The 11,185-nt window shown below is 47.2% G+C and carries 6 protein-coding genes; all 6 read left to right on the forward strand.

The annotated features are described in order from the left end of the window. Nucleotides 1-423 precede the first annotated feature (423 nt). Nucleotides 424-3,513, forward strand: coding sequence for a SusC/RagA family TonB-linked outer membrane protein (locus NBH07_RS11840; protein ID WP_156682355.1), 3,090 nt, complete (start codon nt 424-426; stop codon nt 3,511-3,513). A gap of 30 nt (nt 3,514-3,543) precedes the next feature. Continuing rightward, complete coding sequence (locus tag NBH07_RS11845; protein WP_005861734.1) at nt 3,544-5,151, forward strand: RagB/SusD family nutrient uptake outer membrane protein; 1,608 nt, start codon at nt 3,544-3,546, stop codon at nt 5,149-5,151. Nucleotides 5,152-5,277: 126 nt separating this feature from the next. Further along, nucleotides 5,278-6,243, forward strand: a complete 966-nt coding sequence (locus NBH07_RS11850; RefSeq protein ID WP_005861736.1) for an alpha/beta hydrolase — start codon at nt 5,278-5,280, stop codon at nt 6,241-6,243. 38 nt (nt 6,244-6,281) lie between these two features. Then, the gene (locus NBH07_RS11855; protein ID WP_005861738.1) at nt 6,282-8,231 is read left to right on the forward strand and encodes an ABC-F family ATP-binding cassette domain-containing protein; all 1,950 of its coding nucleotides are present in this window, start codon (nt 6,282-6,284) and stop codon (nt 8,229-8,231) included. A 585-nt stretch (nt 8,232-8,816) separates the two neighbouring features. Beyond that, nucleotides 8,817-9,983, forward strand: a complete 1,167-nt coding sequence (gene nagA / locus NBH07_RS11860; RefSeq protein WP_036629182.1) for an N-acetylglucosamine-6-phosphate deacetylase — start codon at nt 8,817-8,819, stop codon at nt 9,981-9,983. A 12-nt stretch (nt 9,984-9,995) separates the two neighbouring features. Beyond that, complete coding sequence (nagA, locus tag NBH07_RS11865) at nt 9,996-11,162, forward strand: N-acetylglucosamine-6-phosphate deacetylase (protein WP_005861742.1); 1,167 nt, start codon at nt 9,996-9,998, stop codon at nt 11,160-11,162. The last annotated feature ends 23 nt before the right edge of the window (nt 11,163-11,185 follow it).

Here is an 11,185-nt window from a genome sequence, read left to right on the forward strand (position 1 = left end):
TAGTCAGGCTTCTATAAGTACGTAGTTCTGGCGGAACTCCGTTTATTACTCATATACACTAACTTCATGTTTGAATTTCAAACCATATACCTCTTTGATGTCCATAGCTCCATACTAAAAAAGATTATGGTTGGAAAGATTGTTTGTTAAATATTTTAATAACTAGGTGGTGTTGTTTTAGATTCGTATGCAAAAAATTAGTCTTTTTTGTTTTATAATTAAAAATAGTGCTATATTTGCTGCGTCTAATGATTATAAGTTCCGCCAGAACGATGAAGAAGTGCTTTCATGGTAGTTAACCGAGGATTTATAATTATACATTAATGATTTAGAAGAGTGAATATTATAAGAAACGAGATCTAAAATAGTATGCCTTAAGTCTTATAATAGTAACAGCTATTTAATAAACAAAAAACGATTCTTATGTTGAAAATTGTAAGACCTGTCAGTTTTGTTCTATTGTCTGCAGCGTTTTGTTCCGGAGGTGTGGTTCATGCTTCTGATCGTGCGGCGATAACTCCGAGGGTAGGTATTTCCCAGCAAGAAGGTAGTTTGAAGGGAACGGTTAGTGACAGTTTTGGCCCTGTGGCCGGAGCGTCAATAGTTGTAAAAGGTACTACGAATGGTACTGTAACCGACATGAATGGTAATTTCGTGTTGGATGTGAAGAAAGGGGATGTGATCCAAGTATCCTTTATCGGTTATCTAACTCAAGAATTCAAATATAATGGAGAGCCTTCCATCAATGTATCCTTGCAGGAAGATACCCAGAAATTAGATGAGGTGATCGTTGTCGGTTATGGTACGCAACAGAAGGCGAACTTGTCGGGAGCGGTAGCCCAATTGGATAGCAAGGAGTTGACAAGCCGTCCTATCTCCAACGTGTCTTCCGGTCTTCAAGGTATGATGCCGGGTGTAACCGTTACCTCGGGTCAAGGCCGTCCGGGACAGGATGGTAGTACGATCCGTATCCGTGGTGTCGGTACTTTGAACTCTGCCAGCCCATATATCTTGATCGATGGTATCGAGAGTGGCTCTATGAATGATATCGATCCGAATGATATTGAGAGTATTTCTGTATTGAAAGACGCTTCTTCCGCCGCTATTTACGGTTCGAAGGCTTCTAATGGTGTTATCTTGATCACGACAAAACGTGGTAAGACGGGTGCTCCTCGTATCTCTTATAACGGATATGTGGGTGCCTCGAAAGCTACTTCCATGATTGATCGTGTCAGCTCAGCCGATTACGCACGTTTGTGGAATCGTTTCGAGCCGGGACGTTATAGTGACGAGGACATCCGGATGTTTGAGGATGGCTCTGATCCTTACGGACATCCTAATACGGACTGGAATGATGAGGCTTATCGGACAGGTTTGTTGCATAAGCACAATGTTAGTATTACAGGAGGTGCGGAGAACGTGAAGTATATGGCTTCGGCCGGATATTTAGGGCAGACGGGTATCCTTCCTAACTCAGATCGTAAACAGTTTAACGGACGTACGAATCTGGATATGCAGTTGACGAAGAAACTGGCTGTTCGGATGAACATGTCTTTCATCAAGAATGACTTCTCGGATCCGAATGCTAGCTATTATGGTGGTTCTTCCGACCAGATTATCCGTCAATTGAATATTATTAGCCCGATGATTCCTGTCAAGGATAAGGATGGCAAATACGGACAAACTAACGATGGTAACCCTATCGCATGGTTGGATTCCGGGCAGACGGTGGATAATTGTAATCAGAATTTTACGGGGGCACTTTCTGTTGATTATGATATTATTGATGGGCTGAAGGCTACTGTGACGGGTGCCTATGTGAACGAGGACCAACGTCATACGGAGCGAGTTCTGAGCATACCGGATGATCCGGCATCTGCGTCTCGTACCACTTCCTTGGTTGAACGCTTCGTGAATTGGAAACGTTATAATTTCGATGCTTTGCTGAATTACAGCAAGAACTTTGGTCAACATGGCTTGAAAGTGATGGTAGGTTATCATGCGGAGAAGTATGAGGTTAGCAAGAATCAGATGCAGAGGAATAATTTCCCGAGTAATAGCCTGAATGATATGGATGCCGGTGGGGCTTCTACACAAACAAATGATGGTTTGAGCCGAGAGCTTGCCATGCTTTCCTATTTTGGGCGTATTAATTATGATTTTGCGGGAAAATATTTATTAGAGGCAAACTTCCGTGCGGATGCTTCCTCTCGTTTTGCTCCGGGACATCGTTGGGGATATTTCCCTTCTTTCTCCGGTGCTTGGCGTATCAGCGAGGAGGAGTTTATGGAAAGTACGCATGATTGGTTGAGCAGTTTGAAGATTCGTGCTTCTTGGGGTATGTTAGGTAATCAAGACGCCTTGAATAAATCGAATCCTTGGGAGAACCAATATTATCCTTGGATGCAGACTTATAATTTGGATGGCAATTATCCTATGGGAGGCAACTTGACGACGGGATATTACCAGAAAGCCTATCGTATCGAGGATTTGTCATGGGAGAAATCTACGACTTGGGGTATTGGCTTGGATGCGATTATTAATCATGTGACTTTCACGTTTGATTACTATGATCGCAAGACTACGGATATCATCATGGAGGTACCGGTCCCGACTGAGTTTGGCTTGGATCCTTATTTCGACAACGTGGGTTCTATGCGTAACCGAGGTGTCGAGGTACAGCTAGGTTATAACAATAAGTGGAATGACTGGTCATTGAATGTGATGGGAAATATGGCCTATAATAAGAACAAGATCGAGGATTTAGGAGGTGTAGACCGTATGACAAATCCTGATGACGGTGATTTGTGGCGTTTTGTTGGAAAGCCAATCGATTCTTACTATGTATATAAGGCTGATGGCTTTTTCCAATCTGACGCGGAGGCACAACAATGGATGGATACCTATAAAGGAAAAGACGGCTACCCGTTCGGACAGGATTTCCAAGCCGGTGATTTACGTTATGTAGATACGAATGGAGATGGAAAGCTGGATGCGGATGACCGTGTATTGTCTAAGACTATCAATCCAGTTGTTACATTTGGTTTGAACTTGAATGTAGGCTATAAAGCATTTGACTTGACTTTGAACTTCACCGGTGCGGCTAATGTAGGCCGTGCGTTTACGAAAGAAGCGTTTGGTGAGTTCTCGGGTAGTGCCGGACATCCTTCTACTGCATGGCTGGATAGCTGGACACCGGAAAATACCAATGCAAGTATGCCGCGTGTAGCGGAGTCTAGAAAATCTCCGAGTGAGGCTTCTAACGTGATGTCTGATTTCTGGGTAATTAATACCAGTTACCTGCGTCTGAAGACATTGCAATTGGGATATACGCTTCCAAAGAGTGTGCTGAACGCTATCGGTTTGTCGAATGTACGTGTTTATTATTCTGCGGAGAATTTGTTTACGATAGATTCTATGCCATTGAACGTAGACCCGGAGACGGTTAGTTCCCGTTTGTCTAGCTACCCATTAGTGATGACAAATTCTTTTGGCGTAAATGTGACATTCTAATTAGTTAAGACCATTTAAATAGAAGATTTTATGAAACGATTATCAATATATATGTTGGCGGCTGGTATGGCTGCGTTATCTACTTCGTGTTCGGATTTTCTGGATACGGTGCCTAAGGATCAGTTGGCTCCTTCTACCACATGGCAGACAGAGGCGGATGCGAAGGGCTTCATAGTAGGCTGTTATAAGGATTTGCTAGATGGAAATACGTTGCTTTATCTGGATTGTGGCTCAGATATAGGCTATAATAATTTCCCTTGGGAAGGATTCCGCCCGTGGGGGGATGGGTCATTGTCTAGTTCTAATCCTGGGCAGATCCTTTATGATTACAAGTCGATTCGTAAGGCGAATACATTCTTGGAGAATGTAGACAAGGTGACGTTTTCTAGTGACGCTGTAAAAGCTAATTATGTGGCTCAAGCTAAAGCGATCCGTGCTTATAAGTATTTCTTGATGAATTGGTGGTATGGTGGTGTGCCTATTATTAGTTCTTATTCAAGTGCGGACGAGGCTAAAGTGGAACGTAATACGGAACAAGAGGTACGCGATTATATAGCTAAGGATTTAGACGAGGCCTTAGCTGGGATTGCGGAGGCTCCGGAGGCTCGTGGCTATATCGCTAAAGGTGCTGTTTTAGCTATCAAGATGCGTGAGGCTTTGTATTATGGTGATTGGCAAAAGGCAAAAGACGCAGCTAAGGCAATCATTGATTTGAAGCAGTATGAGTTGGATCCGGATTATACGAATCTTTTTAAGGTATCGGGAGTGGATTCTAAAGAGATAATCCTAGCGGATCAGAATATTGAGACGTTGGACGGATTGGGAACCATCGGGCAAATGTATAATAATGTTGACCAAGGTTGGTCTTCTATCGTCCCGACCCAGAATTTGGTGGATATGTATGAAATGTCAGATGGATTGACGAAAGAAGAGTCGAAGACTTATGACGCAAAGCATCCGTTCGCGAATCGCGACCCTCGTATGGCCATGACCATTTTATATCCGGGACGTGACTGGAGAGGTGATGTCTTGAATACTTTGGATGAGAAACTTCAAGATGGTACTGTCAACAAGAACTTCCCGACTTATACAGATAATGCTTCCAAGAGTGCTTTGACTTGGGCGAAATACTTGGATCCGATGGATCAATATGGAGATGTTTGGAGTTCGGGAGCTTGTCCGATCGTATTCCGTTATGCGGAGGTTCTATTGACGTATGCGGAGGCCGCGAATGAGCTGAGCGGTCCTTCTGATGAGATCTATGGTTATTTGAACCAGATCCGCCAGCGTGTAGGAATGGGGGAAGTGGATAAGGCTAAATATGGGACGAAGGATAAACTTCGTGAATTGATCCGTCGTGAGCGTACGGTAGAGTTGGCCGGCGAAGGCTTGCGCCGTGCGGACATCGTCCGTTGGCAGGAAGATGGAAAGATGCTTGCCGAGAAAGTCATGAATGGTGATTTGTTACGTGTTACAGGAACGATTAATTATGGGGAGTCTGAGCCTACTAAACGTGCGGAAATCACGGGTACGGCTGTTATTGAGACTCGCCAGTTCTCTTCTCGTAACCGTTACTTGCCGATTCCTCAAACAAGCATGGATAAGAATCCGAACTTGAAACAGAATCCGGGTTATTAATTTCCTATAAAGATGTTAGATAAAGAAGGGGGAAGGCCGAGAGGTTTTCCCCTTTTTTAGTTACATTTGGCGGATACTGAGATTGTATGTCTCATGTGTGCTTTAAGTATATAAATTGATTCCGTTATGAAAAAGAAACTGATAGCTTTCGTTTGCTTTCTTCTCGTATCCTTGTCTGGTCTGCCCCAGTTGCCTGTACGGTTGAATGAGCGTCCGGTGGTGTTGAATACGTCTACCGGGGTATTAAAAGGGAAGATGGTAACTCCCAATCAGGAGTCCGGTTATCCTGTGGTATTGATCATCCCCGGCTCCGGCCCTACGGATATGGACGGGAACTCCGCCGCCTTGCCGGGTAAGAATAATTCCTTGAGATATTTGGCGGAAGGGCTGGCAGGGAAGGGTATCGCTTCCCTGCGTTATGATAAGCGGGGTATCGCTTCGAGCGCCTCGGCCGGAAAGGATGAGTATTCCATGCGTTTCGAGGACGGGATCAAGGACGCACGAGGCTGGATCGATTATTTAAGCAAGGACAAACGGATCTCCGGAATCTATGTGTTGGGGCATAGCGAGGGAGCGTTGGTCGGTATGGCGGCTTCGGTGGATAATCCGAAAGTGAAAGGATACATTTCGGTGGCGGGTGCGGGGCGTCCCGCTTATGAGATCATAGAGGAACAGATGGCCGGTCAACCGGAAGTGATCCGGAATATGGTGAGATCCATAAACACGTCCTTGAAGGAAGGGAAGCTCGTACCGGACGTGCCGATCGGTTTGCAAGCCCTGTTCCGCTCGTCGGTACAGCCTTATATGATCTCATGGTATACGTATAATCCGCAGGAAATCATCAAGAAACTAAAAGTCCCGGTGTTGATCTTGCAAGGGGATAAGGATATGCAAGTATCCGTAAAAGACGCCGAACTATTGAAGCGATCCCAACCTTCGGCCGATTACCATTTGATCGGGAATATGAACCATCTGATGAAGACTTGCGATACGATGGATCAGCAAAAACAGATGGCTACCTATACCGATCCGGCCCTTCCGTTGCATAAGGATGTGCTGATATTAATTGAAAAGTTTGTGAGTAAACCTTGAACTGTTGTATCTTTGCGGTCATAAATTAAAGAGACAGTATGATTTCGGTTGAAGGACTAACAGTTGAGTTTGGCGGTTTCACGCTTTTTGATGACATTTCATTTGTGGTAAACAAGAAGGACCGTATCGCCCTAGTGGGCAAGAACGGAGCGGGTAAATCGACGATGTTGAAGATATTCGCCGGTCTGCAATCACCCACATCGGGAACCGTTAGCGTGCCGAAGGAGGTCACGATCGGATACCTGCCCCAGCACATGCAATTGGTGGATACCCGTACGGTTCGGGAGGAGGCGGAGTGCGCTTTCGAGCATATCCATGAGATGGAGGAGGAGATCAACCGCTTGAATACCCAATTGGCGGAGCGTACGGATTACGAGTCGGAAGGTTATCAAAAGGTGATAGACCGTGTCACTTATTTGACCGAGCATTTTCAGATGATGGGCGGCAATAATTATCACGCCGAGCTGGAACGTACGTTGATCGGGTTAGGTTTCTCCCGTGAGGACTTCGATCGCCCGACGTCCGAGTTCAGCGGTGGATGGCGTATGCGTATCGAACTAGCTAAGCTTTTGCTCCGCCAGCCGGATGTCTTGCTACTGGATGAGCCGACGAACCACTTGGACATCGAGTCCATCCAATGGCTGGAGAACTTTATCGCTACCCGTGCCAACGCCGTGATCTTAGTCTCGCACGACCGTGCCTTTATCGATAATACCACGTTTCGTACCCTTGAGATTGAGTTGGGGAACATCTACGATTATAAGGTAAAATATTCGGAGTACGTCGTACTTCGCCGCGAACGCCGCGAGCAGCAGCTACGCGCTTACGAGAACCAACAGAAGAAACTGGCCGATACCGAAGCTTTCATCGAGCGTTTTCGTTATAAAGCCACGAAGTCTGTACAGGTACAATCCCGCATCAAGCAATTGGAGAAGGTGGAACGTATCGAGGTAGATGATGTGGATACAGCCATGCTGCGACTGAAATTCCCGCCCGCTCCCCGTTCCGGCTCCTATCCGGTGATCTGTGAGGAGGTGGCGAAGCGTTATGGCGATCATCTGATCTTCGACCATGTGACCTTGACAATCAATCGGGGCGATAAAGTAGCTTTCGTCGGAAAGAACGGCGAGGGTAAATCTACCTTGGTGAAATGTATCATGGGAGAGATTGCCGATTTCACCGGAAAGCTCCAATTAGGCCATAACGTGAAGATCGGTTACTTCGCCCAGAACCAAGCGCAGCTATTGAACGAGAACCTTACCGTTTTCGATACGATCGATTACGTAGCCCAAGGGGATATCCGTTTGAAGATACGGGATATCCTAGGTGCTTTCATGTTTGGCGGCGAGGCCTCCGATAAGAAGGTGAAAGTCCTGTCGGGTGGCGAGCGTACCCGTTTGGCGATGATCCGCTTGTTATTGGAGCCGGTCAACCTGCTGATTCTCGATGAGCCGACGAACCACTTGGATATGCGTTCGAAAGACGTGCTGAAAGACGCCTTGAGGGAGTTCGACGGCACGGTGATCGTGGTTTCCCACGACCGTGAGTTCTTGGATGGCCTAGTCGATAAGGTCTATGAGTTCGGTAACCAGAAAGTCGTCGAGCATTTAGGCGGCATCTATAATTTCTTGGAGCATAAGAAAATGGATAGCTTGCGTGAATTGGAACGTTCTACTGGGACGAGTACTTCCATGTCCGGTACCGGTGAGGCTCAGGTATCCCATAACAAGCTCTCCTATGAGGCAAGGAAGGAACTGAGTAAAGTGATTAAGAAAGCGGAGAAAGCTGTTGCCGAGGCCGAGGCCCGTATCTCGGAGCTTGAGAATGGCATTGCCGTTATCGAGGCGAAGCTGGCTACGCCGGAAGGTGCCTCCGACGCTTCTCTCTACGGTGAATATTCTGCCCTAAAAAAAGAACTTTCCGATGCGATGGATCTATGGACCGAACGGACAATGGAGTTGGAAGAGTTGAATACGCAGGATTCATGAAAAGGCTGCTAGCCAGTGAAAGGCAGCTTATCTGATCTTTTTGATTCAAATACTCCTGTTTTCGTGACAAGTGCTTGCCGTTGATGATGCGAAATAGCGGAAGAGAGAGTGCGAGAGCTGGCTTTTAAAAGGGAGAATATCCCTTTTCCCATGCGTGATAGGCCGCATTGGGCTACGCCAGTACTGCCATCGGCCGACGCATATGCCGCCGTTGGGCATCGTGACTACTCAAGAATAGGGTTATGACTACTTGTGAATAGGCATTCTTACCCTGCTAGAACCGTATTGTAACCCTATAAATGATACCAATCTCTCCCTTTGATATGAATTAGGATGAATTGATTTCGCTAGAATAAAAGGCTGTTTTGGGGTATGGTGTTGGCCATTAGTTGATTACTGAAATTTTCTTTCGGATTTAGAGGCGAGCTGTACTTAGGGCCCGGAATATTCGATTCTCCGGAGGTTCGGATTACAAAGTGTCATTTTGATTATTCTTTGAAAATAACCTCTAATAGCTTACTCGTTTTAAAAAGAAAGTCCTTAACTTTGCTATCCAAAGAAACGCGAAAGCTTAAAACACATATCATGTTAACACAGATCATTAATGGAAAGATTCTTACCCCGCAAGGCTGGCTGAAAGACGGCTCGGTATTGATAAGCGACGGGAAGATTTTAGAAGTGACAAACTGCGACTTAGCGGTAGTGGGGGCAACCTTGATAGACGCCAAAGGTATGTACATCGTCCCCGGAGGCGTGGAAATTCACGTGCACGGAGGTGGAGGCCGTGATTTTATGGAAGGCACCGAGGAAGCTTTCCATGCGGCGGTGGCCACACACATGAAACACGGTACTACCAGTATCTTCCCCACCTTATCCTCTTCTACCATCCCGATGATCCGTGCCGCCGCCGAGACCACCGAGAAACTGATGGCCGAGAAAGATAGCCCGGTTCTGGGGCTTCACTTAGAAGGACATTATTTCAATATGAAAATGGCTGGTGGACAAATCCCTGAGAACATCAAGAATCCCGATCCCGAGGAATATATCCCTTTGCTGGAGGAAACGCATTGTATCAAGCGCTGGGATGCCGCTCCGGAACTTCCGGGAGCGATGCAGTTTGGTAAATATATCACCTCGAAAGGCGTGCTCGCCTCGGTAGGGCATACCCAAGCCGAGTTTGAGGATATCCTGACCGCTTATGAGGTAGGTTATACCCACGCCACCCATTTCTATAACGCCATGCCGGGCTTCCATAAACGCCGCGAGTATAAGTATGAGGGAACGGTGGAAAGTATCTATCTACTCGATGATATGACCGTCGAGGTCGTGGCCGATGGTATCCATGTGCCGCCTACGATCCTTCGTCTGGTCTATAAGATAAAAGGTGTGGAACGCACTTGTCTGATCACGGATGCCTTGGCTTGCGCTGCCAGTGATAGCCAAGTCGCTTTCGATCCCCGTGTCATCATCGAGGATGGCGTGTGTAAGTTGGCCGACCGCTCGGCCTTGGCGGGTAGTGTCGCCACGATGGACCGCCTGATCCGTACGATGGTGCAGAAGGCCGAGATCCCCTTGGAGGATGCCGTGCGTATGGCCTCGGAGACTCCCGCCCGTATCATGGGCGTATCCGATCGCAAGGGAACGTTGCAGCGGGGCAAAGACGCCGATATCGTCTTGTTGGACCGTGACTTGAATGTCCGTGCGGTCTGGGCGATGGGTAAGTTGGTTGAAGGTACGAATAAACTATTCTAAGCAAGAACGATTATGTTGACACAGATTATAAATGGCCATATCCTTACGCCGCAAGGATGGATGAAGGATGGTTCCGTATTGATTAGCGACGGGAAGATATTGGAGGTTACAAATAGCGATTTAGCGGTGATTGGCGCCAAGGTGGTGGATGCGAAAGGAATGTCGATCGTTCCCGGTTTCGTGGCGATGAATATCCATGGCGGTGGGGGCTTCGACTTCTCCGAATGTACGGAAGAGGCTTTCCACGGTGCGGTAGCTGCCCATCAGAAGCATGGGGCCACGACGATATTCCCTACCGTGTTGGCTCCGGAAATCGGGGTGATCGATAAGGCGGTGGCCGTATGCGAGGAGATGATGAGGAAAAAAGACGGCCCTATCTTGGGATTGCATATCGAGGGACCGTATCTGAATCCGAAGATGGCGGCGAGCCTGTTTATCGATAAGGAGAATCCCGCCGACCCGAAAGAATATAAAGAGATATTGGAACGCACGGATTGCATCAAGCGCTGGGATTCCAGCCCGGAGATACCGGGTGCGCTTGAGTTCGCCCAATACTTGAAGTCGAGGGGAATCCTATCCGCTATCTCGCATACGGAAGCGGAGTTTGATGATATTAAGACCGCTTACAATGCCGGTTTCACGCATGCGGCTCATTTCTATAACGCCATGCCTGGTTTCCATAAGCGTCGTGAATATAAGTACGAGGGAACGGTGGAAAGTGTTTTCTTGATGGACGATATGACGGTAGAGGTGATTGCTGACGGGCGTCATTTACCCTCTACGATCCTCCGATTGGTCTATAAGCTGAAAGGAGTGGAACGTACTTGCTTGGTTACGGACGCTCTCTCATGCGCAGCCAACGAGGGTAAGCCGTTATCCGATCCCCGCATTATCATTGAGGATGGCGTATGCAAGTTGGCGGATCATTCTTCATTGGTGGGAAGTATCGCCACGATGGACGTACTGGTACGTACGATGGTGCAGAAGGCTGACATTCCTTTGGCCGATGCAGTCCGTATGGCTTCCGAGACTCCGGCCCGCCTGATGGGGGTAAGCGATCGCACCGGAACCTTGCAAAGAGGGAAGGATGCGGATATCGTGATCTTGGATCGTAAGTTGAACGTGCGTGCGGTATGGAGCATGGGAAACTTAGTTCCAGAGACAAATACATTGGTCTAAACACGTTAATAATAAAGAGAGGG

Origin of the sequence: Parabacteroides sp. B2-S-102 (assembly GCF_023656665.1) — a bacterium.
GTDB lineage: Bacteria > Bacteroidota > Bacteroidia > Bacteroidales > Tannerellaceae > Parabacteroides > Parabacteroides distasonis.